At 64.2% G+C, this 20,061-nt stretch carries 15 protein-coding genes; 12 read left to right on the top strand and 3 right to left on the bottom strand.

Going from position 1 to position 20,061, the window contains the following annotated elements; all coding sequences use genetic code 11:
* The first annotated feature begins 131 nt into the window (after nucleotides 1-131).
* The 10 genes from A7A08_RS11660 (at nucleotide 132) to A7A08_RS11630 (ending at nucleotide 10,080) form a co-directional block, all read left to right on the top strand.
* Nucleotides 132-761: a biliverdin-producing heme oxygenase gene (locus A7A08_RS11660; RefSeq protein WP_141693975.1), complete on the top strand. Its 630-nt coding sequence runs from the start codon at nucleotides 132-134 to the stop codon at nucleotides 759-761.
* Nucleotides 761-3,325 (top strand): HWE histidine kinase domain-containing protein, encoded by a 2,565-nt coding sequence (locus A7A08_RS11655; RefSeq protein WP_069095645.1) that lies wholly within the window; start codon nucleotides 761-763, stop codon nucleotides 3,323-3,325. The genes A7A08_RS11660 and A7A08_RS11655 overlap by 1 nt, the downstream gene beginning before the upstream one ends.
* 160 nt (nucleotides 3,326-3,485) lie before the next feature.
* Complete coding sequence (locus tag A7A08_RS11650) at nucleotides 3,486-4,781, top strand: multidrug effflux MFS transporter (RefSeq protein ID WP_245290913.1); 1,296 nt, start codon at nucleotides 3,486-3,488, stop codon at nucleotides 4,779-4,781.
* Nucleotides 4,782-4,873: 92 nt separating this feature from the next.
* Nucleotides 4,874-5,794, top strand: coding sequence for an amidohydrolase (locus A7A08_RS11645; protein WP_208430627.1), 921 nt, complete (start codon nucleotides 4,874-4,876; stop codon nucleotides 5,792-5,794).
* Nucleotides 5,791-6,120: a zinc-binding metallopeptidase family protein gene (locus tag A7A08_RS16580; protein WP_208430626.1), complete on the top strand. Its 330-nt coding sequence runs from the start codon at nucleotides 5,791-5,793 to the stop codon at nucleotides 6,118-6,120. The genes A7A08_RS11645 and A7A08_RS16580 overlap by 4 nt, the downstream gene beginning before the upstream one ends.
* A gap of 26 nt (nucleotides 6,121-6,146) precedes the next feature.
* Nucleotides 6,147-6,332 carry a hypothetical protein gene (locus tag A7A08_RS16575; protein WP_208430625.1) on the top strand — a complete coding sequence of 62 codons (186 nt, stop codon included), beginning with the start codon at nucleotides 6,147-6,149 and terminating at the stop codon, nucleotides 6,330-6,332.
* A complete protein-coding gene (locus A7A08_RS11640; protein WP_245290912.1) occupies nucleotides 6,329-7,396 on the top strand; it encodes a diaminobutyrate--2-oxoglutarate transaminase in 1,068 nt (355 codons plus the stop codon). The genes A7A08_RS16575 and A7A08_RS11640 overlap by 4 nt, the downstream gene beginning before the upstream one ends.
* Nucleotides 7,393-7,812: an aminopeptidase P family N-terminal domain-containing protein gene (locus A7A08_RS16570; protein ID WP_208430623.1), complete on the top strand. Its 420-nt coding sequence runs from the start codon at nucleotides 7,393-7,395 to the stop codon at nucleotides 7,810-7,812. The genes A7A08_RS11640 and A7A08_RS16570 overlap by 4 nt, the downstream gene beginning before the upstream one ends.
* Nucleotides 7,731-8,633: a M24 family metallopeptidase gene (locus A7A08_RS11635; protein WP_208430622.1), complete on the top strand. Its 903-nt coding sequence runs from the start codon at nucleotides 7,731-7,733 to the stop codon at nucleotides 8,631-8,633. The genes A7A08_RS16570 and A7A08_RS11635 overlap by 82 nt, the downstream gene beginning before the upstream one ends.
* An 85-nt stretch (nucleotides 8,634-8,718) precedes the next feature.
* A complete protein-coding gene (locus A7A08_RS11630) occupies nucleotides 8,719-10,080 on the top strand; it encodes an NAD-dependent succinate-semialdehyde dehydrogenase (protein ID WP_245290911.1) in 1,362 nt (453 codons plus the stop codon).
* Between the two features lie 30 nt (nucleotides 10,081-10,110).
* Here A7A08_RS11630 and A7A08_RS11625 read toward each other — a convergent pair whose 3' ends face one another.
* Complete coding sequence (locus A7A08_RS11625; protein ID WP_069095644.1) at nucleotides 10,111-13,113, bottom strand: cytochrome P460 family protein; 3,003 nt, start codon at nucleotides 13,111-13,113, stop codon at nucleotides 10,111-10,113.
* Nucleotides 13,114-13,307: 194 nt separating this feature from the next.
* Between A7A08_RS11625 and A7A08_RS11620 the strand changes: the two genes are divergently transcribed.
* Entirely contained in the window at nucleotides 13,308-15,605 is a 2,298-nt protein-coding gene (locus A7A08_RS11620; protein WP_069095643.1) for a hypothetical protein, read from the top strand.
* Between the two features lie 15 nt (nucleotides 15,606-15,620).
* On the opposite strand, the gene A7A08_RS11615 is transcribed toward A7A08_RS11620, so the two are convergent.
* The gene (locus A7A08_RS11615; RefSeq protein ID WP_069095642.1) at nucleotides 15,621-16,079 is read right to left on the bottom strand and encodes a DUF6790 family protein; all 459 of its coding nucleotides are present in this window, start codon (nucleotides 16,077-16,079) and stop codon (nucleotides 15,621-15,623) included.
* 56 nt (nucleotides 16,080-16,135) lie between these two features.
* The gene (asnB, locus tag A7A08_RS11610) at nucleotides 16,136-18,064 is read right to left on the bottom strand and encodes an asparagine synthase (glutamine-hydrolyzing) (protein WP_069095641.1); all 1,929 of its coding nucleotides are present in this window, start codon (nucleotides 18,062-18,064) and stop codon (nucleotides 16,136-16,138) included.
* Between the two features lie 619 nt (nucleotides 18,065-18,683).
* Between asnB and A7A08_RS11605 the strand changes: the two genes are divergently transcribed.
* Nucleotides 18,684-20,051: an ammonium transporter gene (locus A7A08_RS11605; protein ID WP_069095640.1), complete on the top strand. Its 1,368-nt coding sequence runs from the start codon at nucleotides 18,684-18,686 to the stop codon at nucleotides 20,049-20,051.
* Nucleotides 20,052-20,061: the final 10 nt, after the last annotated feature.

Below are 20,061 nucleotides of genomic sequence, written 5' to 3'. Positions count from 1 at the left end.
CGACCCGCCCCTTCGGGGTTGGACGGGATAAGGGCCGGCGTCGCGGTCCTAACGGCCCTGAGGACGGGCGAAATCACACAGGCGCGGCACGGCGGCGAGTTCGCGCAAACCTGGAAACGCTGAAGGAGGCGATGCTGTCTCGACCCACCCTAGAGCGGGCGTCCGCACGAGACCGCCTGCGCCATGCCACCAGCGGCATGCATCAAGCCGTGGACGACCGTTTCGCGGGAATGCTGCGGGACCGGCCCGCCGGCTATGGGCGCTTCCTGGCCGCGATCGCCGACGCTCTGTTTCCGCTGGAGGAGGCTCTGGAGCGCGCCGAGATCGGGCGGCTCTGGCCCGATTGGCCTCGTCATGCACGGACGGGCGCCCTGCGCGCCGACCTTTCTGCCCTGAACATTCCCTCGACCCCGGTGCAGCCGGTCCCTGAGCTTCGCGGCGAGGCCCATCAACTCGGCCTTCTCTACGTCCTGGAAGGCTCACGGCTCGGCGGCACGATCATCTTGCGCGGTCTCAGGAAGGAATTCGGCGCCGCTCAGCATCCGGCCACGCGCTACCTGATGCACGGGGAAGGGGAGGGGCTTTGGGCTCGGTATCTCCAGCGCCTCGAGGCCTCCGAGGCCGTTCGCCGGGCGCCCGAGGAGGCCGAGGCCGGCGCCATGCTCGCCTTTTCCTATTTCTTGCCCGCCGCCCCACACCGCCGGCACGGCGGCAGCCTTCATGAAGAGGTTGCGGAGCATTCGAGCCTCGAGAACGTCTGATGCAGCCTCAACAGAATGTCGATCTCTCCAATTGCGACCGGGAGCCGATCCACCTGATCGGGTCGGTCCAGCCCTTCGGCTTCCTCTTGGCCGTCGACCGGGAAACCTGGCACATCACCCATGCCTCCGAGAATGTCGGGGATTGGCTGGGCATAGAAGCCCCAGAACTGTTCGGCCAACGCTTGAACGAGATTTTCACGCCGGGTGCCGTCGACCTCATCCGCGGTCAGCTCCAGAGCGCGATCATGGGGGACACGGTAGCCCGCATCTTCGCCGTCACCGTGACGGCGGAAGGGCTCAACTGCGACGTCGCCGTCCATCTGACCGGTTCGACCATCATCGTCGAATGCGAAAAATGCGTCGAGGAGCGGGAGGTCAATGCGGGCGCGAGTGTCCGCTCCATGGTGGCGAAGCTCCAGCAGGCGGGCGATCTGCGCAATTTCTTCAGGGTCGCGGCCAGGGAGATGCGCGCCCTCACGAAATTCGACCGGGTTATGGTCTATCGCTTCGATCAGGACCAATCCGGCGAGGTTATCGCTGAGGCCGTGCGGCCAGGCCTGGAATCCTATCTCGGACTTCATTACCCGGCCTCGGATATCCCGAAGCAGGCCCGCGCGCTCTACGAGCGGAACTGGCTGCGCATCATCCCCGATATCGGCGTTGCGCCGTCCCCGATCCTCTCCAAGCCCGGCCTCGACGAACCGCTGGATCTCTCCATGAGCATCCTGCGCAGCGTCTCGCCGATTCATATCGAGTATCTGCAGAACATGGGGGTCAGCGCCTCCATGTCGGTCTCGATCCTGCGGGAGGGGAAGCTCTGGGGCCTCTTCGCGTGCCACCACTATAGCGGCCATCCGATCCCCTTCGCCCGGCGCACCGTCGCCGAGCTCTTCGGCCAGATGTTCTCCATGATGGTGGAGAACCGGGAGCGGGACCAGGAAGCGGCCTACGAAGCGCACGCCCAGCAGCTCCACCAGAAGCTCATCACGGCCATGGCGACCGAAGATGCCCGCTTCGACGGGGTGCTCGCCCATATCGACGATATCGCCGATCTCCTCGCCTGCGACGGGGTCGGCATCAAGATCGACGGCCGCAGGGCGCTCCACGGCTCCACCCCGGACGGTATCCAGTTCGACAAGCTGGTCGCCTATCTCACCCGCACCGGAGTGGATCAGGTTTATGCGTCCGACGAGATCGCTTCCGAAGTCCCATCCGGCTCCGCCTATATCGACCGGGCGGCAGGCATGCTCGTCGTGCCGCTGTCGCGTCCCGTCCGAGACTACATGGTGTTCTTCCGTCGAGAGGCGGTTCGCAGCGTCCAATGGGCCGGCGATCCCAACAAGCCGGTTGCTTCCGGTCCCCTGGGCGATCGTCTCACGCCACGCAAGAGCTTCAACCTGTGGAAGGAGACCGTGAACGGCCACTCCAAGCCGTGGCGGCCCGTCGAGCTGCGCATCGCCGAAGCTCTGCGGGTGAGCTTGCTCGAAGTCATCCTGCAGCTGTCGGCGGCGACGGAGCATGAGCGCGAGCGCGCCAAGGAAAGACAGGATCTGCTGATCTCCGAGCTCAACCACCGGGTCCGCAACATTCTTGCGCTGATCCAGGGGGTGATCAGCCAGAGCAGGGGTTCGGCCGATAATATCGCCGACTTCACCAAGGTCGTTGGCGGACGCATCCACGCGCTTGCCCTGGCGCACGACCAGATCACCGCCGACAATTGGGGCCCGGCTTCGTTCCGTAAGCTCGTCACGTCCGAAGCCGCCGCCTACGTCGCCGACAAGGCCGACCGGGTGATTCTCACCGGCCCGGAGGTAATGCTGCAGCCCAAGGCATTCACCACCGTCGCCCTGGTGATCCACGAGCTTGTGACGAACTCCGCCAAGTACGGCGCCCTGAGCGACAGCCATGGCTCGGTCCATGTCGAGACCGAGTTCAACGGTCAGGGCGAGTTGATCATTCGCTGGGCGGAGCGGGGCGGACCTCCGGTCAAGGAGCCGACCTCACGCGGCTTCGGCAGCACCCTGATCGAGCGCTCGATCGTCTACGACCTCAGAGGTCAGGCGAAGGTGGTCTACGATCCGAAAGGCTTGCGCGCGAGCTTCGTGGTGCCGGCGGACTATGTCGCCGAGTCCGCCGCTCCGGTCTCTCCCGACGTCCCGGACGAAGAGGCTCAATCGGATGCCGATGTCGAGCTGCCCAAGAGCATCCTTATCGTCGAGGACAGTTACATCATCGCGCTGGAGGCCGAAAACCTCATGCGCGATCTCGGCGTGAAGAGTGTTGCCGTTGCCTGCAGCCTGAAGGACGCCTACGCCAAGGTCGAGGATCGCGAACCGGGCTTCGTTTTCCTCGACGTCAATCTCGGCGAGGAGACCAGCTTCGCCCTCGCCGAGCGTCTGCTGAAGAAGGGCGTGCCCTGCGCCTTCGTGACCGGCTACGGCGAGCAGATCGACTATCCGCCGGAGCTGGCCGAGGTTCCGTCCATGCTGAAGCCGTTCACCGCCGAGGGGCTGACCGATCTCCTCCGGCGGGCTCGCACTAGCGGCGGCGCGGCGGCCTCGTAGGATTTCGGCGGAGCGTGCTGCCAGCGCGCTCGGCCATCACAGGGTCACTTTGTTGATCGAATAACAGCAGCCCTCCCGCGCCGCGTATGCAGCGGAGCATCTTTGCACCCTTGCGAATTCCCTTCGCGAACCCAAGCTGGGGTGCAAGAGAGAAAGTCCAATGAAGCAAGTCACCAGCGACGGCGTCGAGACCGCGCCGCCCGTCACGCCTGCCGTTCCGTCGCGCCGGACCGAGGAGAAGCCGAGCAACTCCGGCATGGGTTTTGCCGAGTTCGTCGCGCTTATGGCCGCCCTGATGGCGACGAACGCGCTCTCCATCGACGCCATGCTGCCCGTTCTCGGCGAGATCGGCAAAGCGCTCCATATCGTCTCCGAGAACGACCGCCAATGGGTCGTGACCGCCTATCTGCTGGGGTTTGGCGGCGCACAGCTCATTTACGGTCCCCTGGCCGACCGGTACGGCCGCAAATCCGTGCTGATGGTCGGGCTCGCGATCTATGTCGTGTTCAGTGCGGCGACCGCCTTCGCCACCTCGCTTTCCACGATGATCCTCATCCGCTTCCTGCAAGGCTGCGGCGCAGCGGGAACGCGCGTCCTGTCCATCACGATCATTCGCGACTGCTATTCTGGCCGGCACATGGCTCGCGTCATGTCCCTGGCATTCATCGTCTTCCTCTCTGCCCCGATCCTCGCGCCGTCCTTCGGCTACGCGATCGCATCCGTCGCGCCATGGCAGTGGATCTTCGGCGCGCTGGCTCTGTTCGGCGTGTTGGTGTCCATTTGGACCTGGGTCCGGCTCAAAGAGACCCTGCACCCGGCGGATCAGATTCCCATCTCGCCCAGGGGCATCGGCAATGCTCTGGAAGCCGTCATCACCAATCGCATGGCGCTTGGCTACACCTTTGCCATGGCACTGATGTTGGGGGCGCTTTTCAGTTTCATCACCTCCGCCCAGCAAGTCTTCGCCGAAGCGCTGCATGAGCCGGACCTGTTTCCGTTCGTCTTCGCGCTCGCGGCGGGCGGAATGGCCGTCGCCTCCTTCGTGAACTCGCGCATCGTCGAGCGGATGGGCACGCGCCGGGTCTCTCATTTCGCGCTTCTCGGCTTCATCGCCATCGCCGCGCTTCACGGTGTCGTGGCCTGGACCGGCCACGAGAATGTTTGGACCTTCGCGGCCCTCCAGGCGGGGCTGATGTTCTGCTTCGGTCTCATCGGCCCGAACTTCAATTCCATGGCGATGGAGCCTCTGGGCCACATTGCAGGCACCGGGTCGGCCGTGGTGGGTTTCACCACCACCGTCGTCGGCGCCGTCATCGGGTTCCTCGTCGGCCAGCAGTTCGACGGCACTCTCGTGCCGCTGACCTTCGGATTCCTCGGCTGCGGGCTGGCGGCCCTTGTGCTCGTATACGTGACCGAGCAGGGCCGCATGTTCCTGCCGCGTACGAAGAGTGCGTAGGGCGCTGTGACACTGCGGAGGCGCCCGGAAGGCGGGTCTGTAACCATACGCCGTCGCTTGTGCTGGCAGCTCTGGTCCCGTAAGTCTCGTCTATGAGCTTGGATCTTCAGCCCGTCGATTTCACGCGGACCGGCCAGGGCTGGGACGACGTGATGGAGACCGCTGTCCGGTTTCGGCGCTATCTCCACCGTCATCCCGAGCTGAGCTGGCAGGAAACCGAGACCGCAGCCACGATCCGGGCAAGCCTGGATCAGCTGGGGATCGCCTGGCGCGCCTGCGCCGGCACCGGCACTGTGGCAACCCTCGCAGAGGGCAAGCCCGGCCGCCACGTCGCCTTGCGCGGCGATATCGACGCCCTCCCGATCCTGGAAAGAACCGGCCGGAACTGGACCTCCGCCAGCGAAGGCGTCATGCACGCCTGCGGCCATGACGGTCACACAGCGACCTTGATGGCAGCCGCCATCTGGCTGAAGCGTAACGAGGACGCGCTGCCTGGCCCCGTGACCCTGATGTTTCAGCCGGCGGAAGAGGGCGGCCACGGCGCTCGCGAGATGATCGCCGACGGAGCGCTCGAAGGCGTCGATCTCGTCTTCGGCTGGCACAACTGGCCCGCGATTCCATACGGCAAGGCCGTCTGTCCGGAAGGGCCGGTCATGGCCGGCAACGGCACGTTCCAGATTACGGTCCGAGGCGTGGGCGGTCATGCTAGCCAGCCCGAGGCGTGTCGTGATCCCGTGCTGGCCGCGGCCGCCATCACCATGGCTCTGCAGCAGGTGGTGAGCCGGCGAATCCGGCCCCAGCACCCGGCCGTCCTGAGCGTGACCTCCATCGATGCGCCGAGCCTCAACACCGTCATCCCGGAGACGGCGGTTATCGGCGGCAGCATCCGGATCGCCAACCCCGGGGATCGCGCGGTCATCAACGGTCTCATCGAAGAGATCGCAGCCGACACGGCCAGGGCCTATGGCGTCGAAGCGAGGTCGAAATCGCGCCGCGCTACGAGGCGACCGTGAATTCCGCCGGGGCGAGCGAAGAGATGCGCGGCGCGCTTGCCGACGAGCTCGGCGCCGATTGGCACGACCAGGATCTGCCCGTCCCGATCATGGCTTCGGAGGATTTCAGCTACTATCTCGGCAAAGTCCCGGGGGCTTTCGCGCTGGTTGGTGCCGACGATGGCGAGAACCACGATGCGCCATGCCATAGCCCGCTTTACGACTTCAACGACCGGTTGATTCCTATCGTCGCGCGCTGCTTCGCACGCCTTGCCGGCGCACCGCTGCCCAACGCCGGAACCGATCGTTTCGAGGAACAATCTGCGCCCGCAGCGCTTCAAGAATAGCCCGTCAACGGAAGGGGAGACCAAGAATGCCGGCAAATACCATGGATGTTTTCGAAGAGTGGGAATCCGACGTCCGCGGCTATTGCCGCATCTATCCGACCGTCTTCAAATCCGCTTCCAATGCCCGGCAAGTCGATGAGGCCGGCAAGTCCTACATCGACTTTTTCGCCGCGCCGGGGTGCTCAATTTCGGCCACAACAACGAGCGTATGAAGGACGCGATCATCGACTTTCTGAAGTCCGATGGCATCGCCCACAACCTCGATATGTCGACCTCCACGAAGCGCGATTTCATGGAAGCGTTCATCGAGACGATCCAGAAGCCCCGCGGCTGGAACTACAAGATGCAGTTCACCGGTCCGACCGGCACCAACGCGGTCGAGGCGGCACTGAAGCTCGCCCGCCGCGTCACCGGGCGCGAGACCGTGATCGCCTTCACTCACGGCTTCCACGGGATGACCCTCGGCGCGCTGGCCTGCACCGCCAACTCCTATTTCCGTAATGCCGCCGGCGTACCCCTCAACCATGTGCAGCGCTTCCCCTTCGGCAAGTCGCTCCAGGAAATGGCGGCGGTCTATTCGGATGCCTCCTCCGGTTACGAGCCCCCGGCCGCCGTCCTCGTCGAGCCGATCCAGGCCGAAGGCGGTGTGAACGTCGCGGCCAAGGAATGGCTGAAGGAGCTTCAGGCCTTCGCCCAGAGCCGCGGCGCGCTCTTCATTCTCGACGACATTCAGGCCGGCTGCGGCCGCACCGGTTCGTATTTCAGCTTCGACGGCATGGGTCTCGATCCCGACATCATCACCCTCGCCAAGGGCATCGGCGGCTTCGGTACGCCGCTCGCCATGAATTTGGTGAAGCCCGAGCACGACAAGCATTGGAGCCCCGGCGAGCACACCGGCACGTTCCGCGGCCAGGGCATCTCCTTCGTCGCCGGGCGTGAAGCCATGCGCTATTTCGAGGATGACAGCTTCCTTAACGAGGTGAAGCGCAAGGGCGAGATGATGGAAGGGAGCCTCAACAAGATCGCCTCGTCGAACGGCGCCAAAGGCTTCGAGGTGCGCGGCCGCGGCATGATGCAGGGGCTTGACACCCAGGATGGCGCCCTCGCCAAGCAGATCATCGCGCGCTGCTTCGAGAACGGACTGCTCGTCGGCGGCTGCGGACCGTTGGGCCGGGTGATCAAGCTTATCCCGCCGCTCACCATCCCCGACGCTGATCTCGAAGAGGGTCTCAAGATCCTGGAGAATTCCACTCAGTCGATTGCGGAGGCAGCATGAGAGAGCGCGATGACATGACCTTCCCGCCGGAGGAATATCAGCGCCGGCTGAGCGGCCTCCGGGAGCGCATGGAAGAGCGTCTGCTCGATGCGGTGATCATCACCGATCCTGAGAACATCATGTATCTCACGGACTATCAGACCACCGGCTACTCCTTCTTCCAGGCCCTTGTCGTGCCGCTGGTGGACGACTGCTACATGGTCACCCGGAAGATGGAGGAGTCCAACGTCTACGCCCGGACCTGGGTCGATAAGACGAGGCCCTACGCCGACAACGGCGACGCCATCCAAAGCCTGGTGGAAAGCTCCGGGATGCGGGGCTCGCCTATTCGACCGTGGGCTACGAGCGGAACAGCTACTTCTTCCCCGCCTACCAGCAGGACCGCGTCCGCACCGCCTTCACCGACGGCAAGCTGATGGACTGTTTCGGCATCGTGGAGGAGGGGCGCATCCAGAAGAGCCCTGCCGAGATCGAGATCATGAAGAAGGCGGCCTTCGCCACCGAGGCCGGGATGAAGGCCGGCATCGAGGCCTGCGCGCCCGGCGTCTCGGAGAACGATATCGGTGCGGCGATCTGCGAGGCGATGTTCCGCGCCGGCGGTGAGCCGCCCGCTGTCATGCCCTACGTGACCTCCGGACCGCGGTCCATGATCGGCCATGCGACCTGGGAGGGCCGCACGGTCCAGCCCGGAGAGCATGTCTTCATGGAAGTCGGCGGCTGTTATCGCCGCTATCACACCGCCATGATGCGTACCGTGGTGCTGGGCGAGTTGACGCCATCCATGGAAAGCGCCCAGCGCTGCATGATGGAAGCGTTGAAGGAGGTGGAGAACGCCATCCGCCCCGGCCTCACCGTCTCGGATGCCGACAATATCGTGCGCGATATCATCACCAGCGCCGATCACGGCGGCGATCTGATCACCCGGTCGGGCTATTCCATCGGCATCGCTTTTCCGCCGAGCTGGGACGAGGGCTACATCCTGAGCCTGATGCAGGGCGACTCCCGGACCCTCAAGGAAGGCATGACCTTCCACATCATTCCCTGGGTCTGGGGTGTGGACCGCGACAAGACCATGGGCATTTCCGACACGATCCACGTGACGGCCGATGGCTGCGAGTCCTTCTTCACGCTTGCCCGCGAGTTCACCACGAAGACCGACACCAAGCTCCATGCCGTCGAATCCGGCGATCGTGCCGAGGAGTCCGACGACTCCGAGCAGGACGCCGCGGCGGGATAGAGCATGATCCCGAAAACTGCGCACCGGTTTTCGGACACGATCATGCTCGAGCAAAGAGCAGGTTCAAGATAAGCGGAGACGTTTGATGCTGACAGCGATCGATCCGGCCACGGGGAAGGTGGTCCGGGAGGTGACGCCTGATTCCGATGCGGATGTGGAAGCGAAGCTCGCGGCGGCCCGCAAGGCCTATGAGAGCTGGCACGAGACCTCGTTCGCCGAACGCACCAAGCTGCTGAAGGCGGTCGCCGCGGACATGCGGGCACGCGTTGACGAACTCGCGCCCCTCATGACGGAAGAGATGGGCAAGCCCATCAAGGAGGCCCGTGCCGAGGTGGAGAAATCCGCCTGGTGCGCGGAGCACTATGCGGACTTCGCCGAGGCCTATCTCGCGCCGATCACCTTGGGATCCGACGCGACCAAAAGCTACGTCCAGCATCTGCCCCTCGGCACTGTGCTCGGCATTCTGCCGTGGAACGCGCCGTTCTGGTTGGCATTCCGCTTCTGCGCGCCGGCGCTGATGGCCGGGAACACCTGCCTCATGAAGCATGACCCCCATGTACCGGGCTGCTCCGCGGCCATTGCCGATGTCTTCAGGAAGGTCGGCGCCCCGGAAGGCGTCTTCGACAGCCTGCTTCTGGAGACGCCTGCCGTTGAGAAGGTCATCCGCGACAAGCGCGTCCAGGCCGTTTCCTTCACGGGTTCGACCAGGGGCGGCGCGGCCGTGGCCTCTATCGCGGCGTCCGAGATCAAGCCCGCTGTGCTGGAGCTGGGAGGATCCGATCCGTCCATCGTGCTAGCCGATGCCGATCTCGACAAGGCGGCCGACATCCTCAAGATCTCCCGTATCATCAATGCCGGCCAGAGCTGCATCGCCGCCAAGCGGATCATCGTCGAAGCGCCGGTCTACGACGACATGGTCGAGAAGCTGAAAGAGCGTCTTGCGGCGCTCAAGGTCGGCGATCCGGCCAAGGAGGAGACCGATGTCGGGCCCATCGCCCGCAAGGATCTACTCGACGAGCTCGCCCGCCAGGTGAAGAGCACCATCGACCAAGGCGCCACTTGCGTTCTCGGTGGAGAGCCGGTCCAGGGCGACGGCTACTTCTATCCCGTCACGCTGCTCACCGACGTGAAGCCGGGCATGTGTGCATTCGCCGAAGAGACCTTCGGTCCCGTCGCCGTGGTGATCCGCGCCGACGACGAGGAGCATGCGCTCCAGATGGCCAACGACACGGAATACGGCCTGGCCGCGAGCGTCTGGTCGACGGCAGAGCGGGGCGAGGCTCTCGCCAAGCGCATCGAGGCAGGGCAGGTCGCCGTGAACGGCATCGTCAAGACGGACCCGCGGCTGCCCTCCGGCGGCATCAAGCGTTCGGGCTACGGCCGCGAGCTGGGCCCCACGGCATCCATGCCTTCGTCAACGCCCAGCAGGTCTGGGTCGGGCCCGTAAAGACGTGAATCGAAATCGGCCAAGGAAGCGCTAACGCGCTGAAACCTTGGCCTCTTTCGACGTCAGCTTGAACTTCCAATTCTCCATGGGCGTGCCGTCCAGCTTCAGACGGCTTGCGATATAGTAGAGCCGTTGGGTTGCCGGCATATCGGGCGCCGTGGCGAACCGCTCCTTCAGCCAATGGGGCGGGAGGGGCTGGTAGTAAAGGGTCGCGCGCACGGTCAGGTCGTCCGCATCGACTCCTTCCGGCAGTTCGATCTCGTAGCGCACCCGGTCGAGCCCCTTGCCGCTGCGATAATCCTCATCCCGGATCGCATCCTGTCCCGGATGGGTCGCATGGATGAAATCCTTCAGCTCGGAATAGCGGTCGGGTAGGGGGCCCTTCTCCTGCCAGCCGAAGGGAAGCAGCCGGTTGTCCTTCACGTGGTTCGCCCGGTGCACGAAGCTCGTGGTGAACTCGCCTTCGGCGTTCCGCAGCAGCTCCTCATAGACCTGCACTTGGTCCTGAGAATCGATCACCTCGTGATGGTGCTGATAGCGCGGCGCCCCCGTCTCGTCTTTTTCGAAAAACTCGGTGGGGAGGATATTCCCTTTCTCGTCCACCAGGACCCCGACGGCGTTGGTCCGTCCCGAGCCCCACACGACTCGCTCGCGCCCGCCGCTCCCGTCGATCACCAGCAGTTCGAGGAAGGCACGCCGCAAGCCCACGCCGGTCGGGAATCGATGCCCCGTCTTGTTCACCACCTCGACCTCGGCGATCAGCTTGCCGTCCTCGTCGAGCTTGGTCGTCACGTCGAGATCGGCGGTACGCTCCCTTGCCTGCGCCGCGACCTCATCCAGCGCCAGCTTCAGCCCATCCGCGCCTGTCATGTAGTCCTTGGTGCGCACGCCGAGCACGTCGTTGTTCTGGCGGAAGATCTCCATGAGCATGCCGTTCAGCCCCTGGAGCCGGTGCCGCTTGAAGCCCTCTTCCCGGAAGCGCACCCGGATTTCTTCCACCGGGGGCATATGCTCCGCTTCCGGATAGCTGTCGTCCTGGACGGCGGCAATGCGTGTCTTGATCTGCTTCACATCCACCTTGCCGTCCGCCGATTTGAAATGGCTCGGCATATGGCAGCCTTGGCAGCTCTGGGCGCGCTCCGGCGTCGGATTGGCAGCGGGAAACTCGTTCTGATAGCCGCTGTTCAGCCATTCCATATAGGTCGCCTGCTCGATTGAGTGCTTGAAATCCTTGAACATCTCGGCGGGCACGCTCGCGTCCAGATCGTTCGCCGCATGAGCGCTCAGCGGCATGTCCACATTCGGCAGGCTGACATGATGGCACGAGCCGCAGAGCCGCGAGCTCTGGATGTAGCTGTCGTGCTTCGGCGTGATGCCGAGCGCATTCTTCATGGGCAGGGTGACGATCTCCTCGTCCTTGAAGGGGCCGTAGATCTCGTCCGGCGCCCCCGTCTCGAACCGTCCCGTCGTGTTGTGTGTGAGGTAGCTCTTCAGCTCCGAGAGCCCTTCGACCGGCGTGCTCTGCCGTGCGCGATGACACGTTCCGCAGCTGATGCCGTCTCGCGCCAGCGCGCCGTACTTGGCGTAGGGATTGTCGGCTTCCTTGGAGGTGAGGAACAGGTAATCCCGCTTGAACAGCGGATCGAGACCCAGCTTCGCAGCGTCTTCCTTCAGTTGCCGTTGGCCCATCGCGCCGTGGCAGCTGAAGCAGAGATTCTGCAGATGGGCGATCTGTTCGTCCGGCACCTTTCCATCCGTTCCGAACTCCTTCTCCAGCAGCGCGATCTCACTATCGAGCTGGGCGTGGAAGATAGGGTCGCGTCCGGCGAGCCCCATGGGTGACCAGCGCCATTCGCCATACGGAGAGACGTTGTAGCCTTCGCCATAATCCGGACCGGTCTGGAAGAACATGACAGGGCCTGCTGCCGTGCCTTGGTTGCCGTTGATGCCGCCATGGCATCCCATGCATTGATCGGAGCTGACGAAGCCCGGCCCCATCCCGGCATGGGCCACCACCCGGTCGTGGGTCTCCGACGGAAAGCGTTGCACGTTCTCGAATCCCGGATCCTTCACCTCGGGATACGTTTCCAGAAAGGCTGGATCGGGTGACGACGGCTCGAAGCCGGGATGCGGCTCCGCCTCGGCTTCCGCATCGCTGGGATCCGGCAGGTGGCGATAAGCCGTCTCCACCTCGCGGTCGTCGATCTCGCCCATCTCCTCCGTCTCGTTTCCGGGCTGCCACGGCTTCGCGGCCGCGTGATGGTCGCGCCAGGAATCGTCCACCCGGAAGCGCAGTGGATCGCCCGGAAAGCCCTTGATGTTTCTGAGGCTTGAGAAGGTGCCGTGATCCGCTGCGGAGGCGTGGCAGCGCAGGCAATATTGCCCAAAGCCGGATTCCCGGTACTTGAAGGGATAGTCGTGGGCGCTCGCCTGACTCTCGCCCCGCACGGGGTTGGACCAATACCATCCGTCATGGGCGCCCGCCGTGTCCCGCACCATCACGGTCCAGGACTTCAGCTTCTCGACCACCTGGGCATCGTCCATCCCCTCGTAGCGGGCGGCCGGCGGCTCGAACATCTCCTTCACGATGAAGGCGCCGTCCTCGGGCGGGCCGTCCCGGTCGCCCAGGAGCCACTGCATCATCTTCGGGGAGTAGTAGACCCGCACCGCCGGATGAGTGCCGAAATAGACGTTGTTCACGTAGGGACCGGTGTCCCGGACGAGATTGTCGTCCATGGATTTGTCGACGCACCAGCCGAGCTTGGCGTAGGTGCGGTCGTTCAGGAAGGCGAAGAGCTGCCGTTGATAGGCGTCCGGCTCCGCTTGGCTGGGCAGCGGCAGATCCGCTTGCTTGGCCTCGGCGCAATAGGCCGGAAGCTGGGCGGAGGAGGGTGCCGGTGTGCCGGCAAGCGGGAGGGCATAGCCTGCGAAGGCCAGGGGAACGCCGAGAAAAAGGACGGGCCAAAACCGTCGCAGCCTTGAGGCCCTATCAGCGAAACGCTGCGGCGCGCACTCGCCCCTTTCGCCAGCCATCACAAAATGCGCCCGTTCTCCGAAGCCCCGGCCTTGCCCAACCGCCGGTCGAGTTTACCCAACGACCGCACCCTCGCCAGCGTTTTCATTTTTATAGAAAACGCGGAAACTGCCCGCAGCAAGCCGGCTGCCGATTGTCCAAACGTGCAACCTCCAGTAATTTCAAGGGCAAGTAAGGGCCGGTGGGAGGGATTATGAAGGGCACCAATCCGATCAAGGAGGCGGGAAAGAACGCCAAGGACTGGTGGACCGCCCAGCGCGGCTTCAGCAATCTCATCGTGATTCCGGCGATCTGGGCCGTCGTCTCCATGCTGGTCACGGGCGTGATCTATAGCGGCGCCGATGTTGGCCGCTACATCTACGAATTCCTGCCCACCGACATGCCGGAGCCCTTCAGCGAGGACCGCCTCGGTATCCTCGTGGCCCGGTTGGAGAACGATCCGGACGGGGAATACACATTGCGCGTCCGAACGGCGCTGGAACAGCAGCTGCCCATGACGGCGACCGGGGAGGCCGCCGTCGAGGTCGACCTCTACCCCAAGACACTCGAGCTTCCGGCGGAAGGCCGCCTCTCCCAGAACATCGCCAACGCCACCAAGGAAGGCCGCACCTGGCTCGAGGCCCAGAACGCGGAGCTTCTCATTTGGGGCCGCGCCGTGCCGACCGAGAAGCAGATCGAGCTGCGCATCCTGACCCGCCAGCCTGCGGAAGGGGCAGGGCAAGCCCAGCCCGAGGTCTATCCCTTGCGGATCCCCACCGAGTTCTCCGACCGCCTCGGCGCTACCCTTGCAGGCGTCGTGGCCGGTGCGGGGTATAAGGCCTGGAACCAGCGCGGCAAGTATCTCACGCCGGAGCAGCGCGAGGCCATGAGCGCTTGGATGGACCGGCTGAAGAGCTTGCGCGGCGATCTTCCCGATGCCCTCGATGCCAAGAGCCGCGAGCGCATTCGCGAGAAGATCGAGACGGCCTATTTTCAGATCGGTGCGGCCCTTGTCGCCGACAGCAAGGACGACCGGGGACTCGCCATCATCGAGGAGATGTTCGGAAAGGATTCCGCGCCCGATAGCTGGCCGTCCGGCCAGATCCTGCTCGTGGCGGAGATGACCGCCGACTATTTCGAGGCGCTGGCATTTCAGGGGGTTCCCCTCCCGCCCGAGACGGTCGAGACGTTGCTGAAGACGTCCGACGATCTCTCCGGCTTGATCGAGCAGCTCTATGGGCTGGAGCAGGTGACCGAGAATGAGTTTCTCTACTTCGCCGGCGATCTTCAGAAGCTGGATGGCCATCTGACCGCGAAGCTCGGCCGGAACGACGAGGCACGCGAGCATTTCAAGCGGGCCGACCGCCTCTTCAAGACCCTCATGGACCGAAAGGACGCGCCGAAGGATCCGCTCTCGGTCGCTCGCATCAAAAGCTATCTCGGCAGTATCGAGCTGAGTCTCGCTTCTCTCTCCACGGGCGAGGAGGCGGCCAAGCATATCGACGCGGCGATCACCGATTTCGGACAGGCCCTGAACGAGCTGGATGCGGAGGTGGCGCCCCGTGAGGTGGTCCGGGTCCGCACCTTGCTGTCGCTCGCCTATAACAGCCGCTGGCGCAACGCGTATGACGCACGCGCGCTGTATTCGAGCGCCGAAACCCTCGAACCGGTGCTTCCCATCCTCCGTGAGAACCAGCGTATCGACGAGCTGAACGCGCTTTCGGCCCAGATGGCGATCCTCTACGGCCTCCATTCTGTGATCGCAGGCGGCGAGGCGTCTGGGCAGAAGGCGCTCGCCGCGGGCGATGCCTTCGCGAAAGAGGCCGGGGCCGATGAGACACCGGTGAAGGCGCAATCCACCTTCATCGAATGCCTCGCCTATCTGGGCGAAGGCCGGGCGATGTCGGCCGAGGGAGATGCGCTGTCCGGGAAGGTGGAAACCCTGGAGAAGGCTTCTGACCGTTGCGAGAAGGCCGCGACGCTGTTCGAGCAGCTGGGCAATCCCTATAGCTGGATGAACGCCAAGTCGCTCTCGTCCAGCGCGCTGCGGATCGCCGGCAAGGCGAAGGACGATGTGGCCCTGGCCGCGGCCGCCCTCGGCTGCGCCAACGATGCTGCCAAGAAGACCGAAGGGATCGACGACCCGGTCCTTGCAAACCAGAACGCCTATACACGGGGCGCCGCCCTGCGGGAGGTTGGCCGTCAGAAGGACGACGTCGCCCAGCTTGAGGAATCCGTCCGGATCCTCCGCGATGCTCATGAGAAGCTGATGGCGCCGGAGCGCAACGCGACGATCGGCGATCGCCTGCCCATTCAGCTGCAGCTCGGCGACTCTCTGGTGACCCTTGCGGCCGTCAGCAAGGATGGCGGTAAAAATCTGGAAGAGGGAATCGAGATGCTGGACAAGACCCGCGATGCGTTCGCCTCTGGCGGTGCGGCCCTCATGCTCCAGGACGCGACCGAGGCCCTGGACGAAGCAAAGCGGTACCAGGCCGAGATGAGCGTGAACTAGCCGAAGAAGTCGCGCTTACCAGAGCGCAATCAGCAAGGTCAGCGGCGTCAACAGATCCCACCAGAAGATGGGACCCGCGTTGTTGATGGCGAAATTCGCCTCCGTGAACATGTCCTTCAGATGGGTTGCCGCGGCGCTCCACAAGAAACCCGCCGCCACGAAGAAGATCGCCCACCCGGACGGCTCACCGAGCATGGAAGCGGCGATGGCGCCGAGCCCGATGCCCAGATTGGCCCCGGCGATCTCGAGCTGGAATGGACTTACTTCCCAGCCGATCGATTCCGCTACCCGCTCGCGCATCGCGGAATGGGCGAAGGCCGCCCACAGGCTTTGCACGCCGAGGGAAAGGACCAGCATCCATTGGGCGAGGGGAGAAAGGCTCTGGTCGGCGAAACCGAGAGGGACCCCAGCCAGTCCCAGGATGAGCGCCGCCGCGTAGAGCAGCATCGGTATCGCCGCGATCATGTACGACATGCGCAAGAGCCCCCAAGCCGAATCGATTGGACTGGGAGCGTAGTCTCAGCCGGGCGCTACTTCCAGCGTTCCAGCCAGGCCTGGAACATCAGCACGTCCCACAGCTCTGCCTGCCAGTTGCGCTTGCCCGACAGGTGCTGCTGCCATTTCCGGCGGATCGGCTCCGGCTTGAAGAAGCCTTCCGATTTCAGCCGGTTCTCATCCAGGAGCGCTTCCGCCCAATCCTTCAGCGGACCCCGCAGCCAGGAATCGATGGGAACGGAGAAGCCCGATTTCGGCCGTTCCACGAGATGAGAGGGGACGTAGCGGTCGAGCAGCTGGCGCAGGATCCATTTGCTGCGCCCGCGCCGGATCTTCAGCGTCTTCGGCAGCGTCCAGGCAAACCCGACCACGCGGTGATCCAGCAGCGGCACCCGGACCTCGAGGGAGACGGCCATGGAGGCCCGGTCGACCTTGGTGAGGATGTCGTCGGGCAGATAGCTCATCATGTCGAGATACTGCATCTGCTCCACCGCATCGGGCACCAGCGCCTGGGCCTCGTCGGCGTCGTAGGGGATCGGCGTCTGCGCCGCCCCGATCACCATGGTGGAGGGGTCGTCCCAATGGCCGGTCACGTTCCGGTAGAAAGTCTCGGGCGTGCCGTCCAGCGCGTCCGCGAGCTTCAGCATCTTGTCGCCGAACTGCCGCGGACGCTGCCGCGCCGGAATGGCGCGCGCCAGCGCATCCCAGGAGGCAGCCGGCAGCGCCCGGAGCACCCGCGCCTCCACGTTCCGCAAACCGCCCGGCTGCCCGAACAGCAGGCGGCCGAACCGCGCCGCCGCGAGATAGCGGGTATAGCCGCCGAACAGCTCGTCGCCCCCGTCGCCGGAGAGCGCGACCGTCACCGATTCCCGAGTCAGCTTCGAGATGAGATAGGTGGGAATCTGCGAGGCGTCGGCGAACGGTTCGTCATAGATTTCCGGGAGCTGCGGCACGACGTTCAGCGCCTCTTCGGCGCTGACATAGAGCTCCGTGTGATCGGTGCCCAGATGCGCCGCCACCTGCTTGGCGTATTGGGCCTCGTCGTAGCCGCTCTCTTCGAAGCCGATCGAGAAGGTCTTCACCGGCGTCTTGGACTGGGCCTGCATCAAAGCGGTCACCAGGGAGCTGTCGATGCCGCCCGACAGGAACGCGCCCAACGGCACATCCGCTACCATGCGGCGGCCCACGGCGTCCCGAAGCAGCTCGTCCAGCTTCTCTTCCGCCTCTTCGGCATCGCCTTCGAACGGCTTGTCGAGCCCTTCCTCGACCACGTCCGCCAGCGTCCAATAGCTTTCGAGCTTGGGCTCCTGCTTGGGCCGCAGGATGAGCATCTTGCCGGGCGGCAGCTTCTGCACGCCGCGATAGATCGTCTTCGGCTGGGCGATATAGCCCTGGCGCAGGAAGCCGGCCAGCGCCCCGTGATTGATCTCCACCCGGAAGGTCGGATGCGCCCGCAACGCCTTCAGCTCGGAGGCGAACAGGATGGCCTTGCCCGTATCGGTCCAGTAGAGCGGCTTGATGCCGAGCCGGTCCCGCGACAGTACCAGCACCCGCTCGGTCCGGTCCCAGACCGCGAACGCGAACATGCCGATGAGCTTCTTCAGGGTCGCCTCGATCCCCCAGGCGTCGAACCCTGCCAGGATCACCTCGGTATCGGATGTCCCGCGAAAGCTCTGGCCGGTCTGAGTGAGCGTCTCGCGCAGCTCAGCGAAATTGTAGACCTCGCCGTTATAGACGATGACATAGCGGCCCGACCCGGAGGTCATGGGCTGGGCGCCGGTCTCCGACAGATCGATGATGGAGAGGCGCCGGTGGCCGAGCGCCAGGCCGCTCTCTTCGTCCAGCCAGTGATCCCCGGCGTCCGGTCCGCGATGGAGAAGCACCTCCGTCATGGCCAAAACGCCGGCGGCCAGATCGTCGGACGAGGCTTTGCTTCCGGTCAGGATCCCGGCAATTCCACACATGGGCGAAAAGCTCTTCTGCTGTTCTGGCTGTCGGCCGTCGCACGGTCGCCGTCAGCGCCGGCCGGTTGAGCGTCCTTCGAACGTGGTTGATCCGAGTCGTTGAGATCCGTGGTCTTCCGATCGGCTGATCGGCCTCGGAGCGGGATACGCCGGATCGCTCGTCTTCAAGACGATGCGCCGGCCGCCGGTTCCCAATCTCCAGCCTCAGCCGTTCCAGTCTAGACCGCTCAAATGACGGTGCTCGGTCGCTTTGTCTCTATGCTGGAAGTTGCCCCCAAATGCCCCCCGACCGTGCCGGATCGCAATTGCGATGACAAGCCGAAATTCCGCGGCCGAACGACCGGACGCCGCCGCGGGGCCCACGGAACCGCAATTGCTAATTAATTGGGCAATCTTCCTCTCGGTGCACAGACATATGGCGCAGGTGCATGGGATCGGGCGCCCCAGGCCGGGCGGTGCCACGGGGGAGTCCCCGGTATGTGCGAGACCCATCGCGGCCGTGCTTTTTCAACGATTTCAGGCGTCTGGAGAAATTCCTTAGCGGAACTTTTATTTCTTGGCACGAAACCTGCTTAACCCATCGTTAGCCTTTTGCTGCGGGTAAACGGAGGGATTCTGTATGGAAGAGCAAGCAATTGAGGGCCTAGCGGCCCTACCATTTCTGAAACTGTTTACGGCGGAAGCCTACTACTACATCACCGGCGTGCTGATGCTCCTCATCCACGTCGGCTTCTTGGCCTATGAAGGCGGTGTGGCGCGGTCCAAGAACTTCTTGGCCACGATGCTGAAGAACCTGATGACGGTTCCGATCGTCGGTCTCACCTTCTTCTTCTTCGGCTTCTGGGTTTACAACGCCTTCCCACTGTGGCCGGTCACCGGCCCGCTGTTCGGGCCTTGGACCGATCCCGCTTCTCTGAGCGGTGTGGCGTCCGATGCCTACGGCCTCGTGGTGGGCTCCTATCCCTGGTCCGAAGCTTTGGCCCCGACGAAGTCGGACGAGCTTACGGGCGTCTTCTGGATGGTCTTCGCCCTGTTTGCCATGACCACGGCCTCGATTCTTTCGGGCGCTGTGATCGAGCGCATTCAGATGGGCGGCTACTACATCCTCGCCGTCGTGCTCGGCAGCTTCTGCTGGGTTCTCGCGGCGGCCTGGGGCTGGAACTACTACGGTTGGTGGACCACCGAGTGGGGCTGGCATGACTTCGGCTGCGCCGTCGTCGTGCATGGCGTGTCCGGCATGTTCGCGCTCGGTGTGCTGCTCAATCTCGGGCCGCGTATCGGACGGTTCGTGGATGGCAAGCCGCAGCCGATCCTGCCGCACAACATCTCGCTGACCCTTATCGGGCTGTTCCTGATCTTCATCGGCTTCTTCTTCTTCCTGGCCGACTGCGTGATCTTCCTGCCCGATTACACCGGTCTGACCACCATCTACGGCGGTCCGGTGACCCTGGCGACGCTGGCCATGAACGTGACGCTGGCACTCTCTGCCGGTCTGATCGGTGGCTACCTGTCGTCCAAGGCGGATCCGTTCCTGACCATCTCCGGTGGCCTGGCCGGCATCATCACCGTCGCCGGCGGTCTCGACCTGTACCATCCGGGACTGGTCATCGTGCTGGCCTTCGCCGGTGCATGGATCATGCCGAAGGGCGTCGCCATGATGGAGAAGTTTGGGATCGACGACGTCGTCGGTGCCGTCCCCGTGCACGGTATCACCGGCATGATCGGCGGTATCCTTCCCGGCATCTTCGCTGCTGGTTACATCCAGCAGGCAGGTCAGCCGCCCATCAACCTCTTGGGCCAGCTCGGCGGCACCTTCATCGGCGCCATCCTGCTGGGCTTCGTTCCGGGTTATCTCGTCAGCTTGCTCCTGAAATCGCTGGGACTGCTGCGGGTCTCGCCCGAGTTCGAGGAAGAGGGACTCGACCTCAAGGAGCTGGGCGTCAGCGCCTATCCGGAACAGACCTTCGCGGCTCCCGTGAAGGCGTAAAGGAGACTGA

Source organism: Methyloligella halotolerans (assembly GCF_001708935.1).
Taxonomy (GTDB): Bacteria; Pseudomonadota; Alphaproteobacteria; order Rhizobiales; family Methyloligellaceae; genus Methyloligella; species Methyloligella halotolerans.
The sequence above is the reverse complement of the archived record's forward strand: the minus strand, read 5'-3'. Positions and strand labels throughout refer to the sequence as shown.

What these genes read in the sequence shown, in the direction of transcription:
- A7A08_RS11660 (WP_141693975.1), top strand. Translation starts at nt 132, where the DNA reads ATGCTGTCTCGACCCACCCTAGAGCGGGCGTCCGCACGAGACCGCCTG.
- A7A08_RS11655 (WP_069095645.1), top strand. Translation starts at nt 761, where the DNA reads ATGCAGCCTCAACAGAATGTCGATCTCTCCAATTGCGACCGGGAGCCG.
- A7A08_RS11650 (WP_245290913.1), top strand. Translation starts at nt 3,486, where the DNA reads ATGAAGCAAGTCACCAGCGACGGCGTCGAGACCGCGCCGCCCGTCACG.
- A7A08_RS11645 (WP_208430627.1), top strand. Translation starts at nt 4,874, where the DNA reads ATGAGCTTGGATCTTCAGCCCGTCGATTTCACGCGGACCGGCCAGGGC.
- A7A08_RS16575 (WP_208430625.1), top strand. Translation starts at nt 6,147, where the DNA reads ATGCCGGCAAATACCATGGATGTTTTCGAAGAGTGGGAATCCGACGTC.
- A7A08_RS11640 (WP_245290912.1), top strand. Translation starts at nt 6,329, where the DNA reads ATGAAGGACGCGATCATCGACTTTCTGAAGTCCGATGGCATCGCCCAC.
- A7A08_RS16570 (WP_208430623.1), top strand. Translation starts at nt 7,393, where the DNA reads ATGAGAGAGCGCGATGACATGACCTTCCCGCCGGAGGAATATCAGCGC.
- A7A08_RS11630 (WP_245290911.1), top strand. Translation starts at nt 8,719, where the DNA reads ATGCTGACAGCGATCGATCCGGCCACGGGGAAGGTGGTCCGGGAGGTG.
- A7A08_RS11625 (WP_069095644.1), bottom strand. Translation starts at nt 13,113, where the DNA reads ATGGCTGGCGAAAGGGGCGAGTGCGCGCCGCAGCGTTTCGCTGATAGG.
- A7A08_RS11620 (WP_069095643.1), top strand. Translation starts at nt 13,308, where the DNA reads ATGAAGGGCACCAATCCGATCAAGGAGGCGGGAAAGAACGCCAAGGAC.
- A7A08_RS11615 (WP_069095642.1), bottom strand. Translation starts at nt 16,079, where the DNA reads ATGTCGTACATGATCGCGGCGATACCGATGCTGCTCTACGCGGCGGCG.
- asnB (WP_069095641.1), bottom strand. Translation starts at nt 18,064, where the DNA reads ATGTGTGGAATTGCCGGGATCCTGACCGGAAGCAAAGCCTCGTCCGAC.
- A7A08_RS11605 (WP_069095640.1), top strand. Translation starts at nt 18,684, where the DNA reads ATGGAAGAGCAAGCAATTGAGGGCCTAGCGGCCCTACCATTTCTGAAA.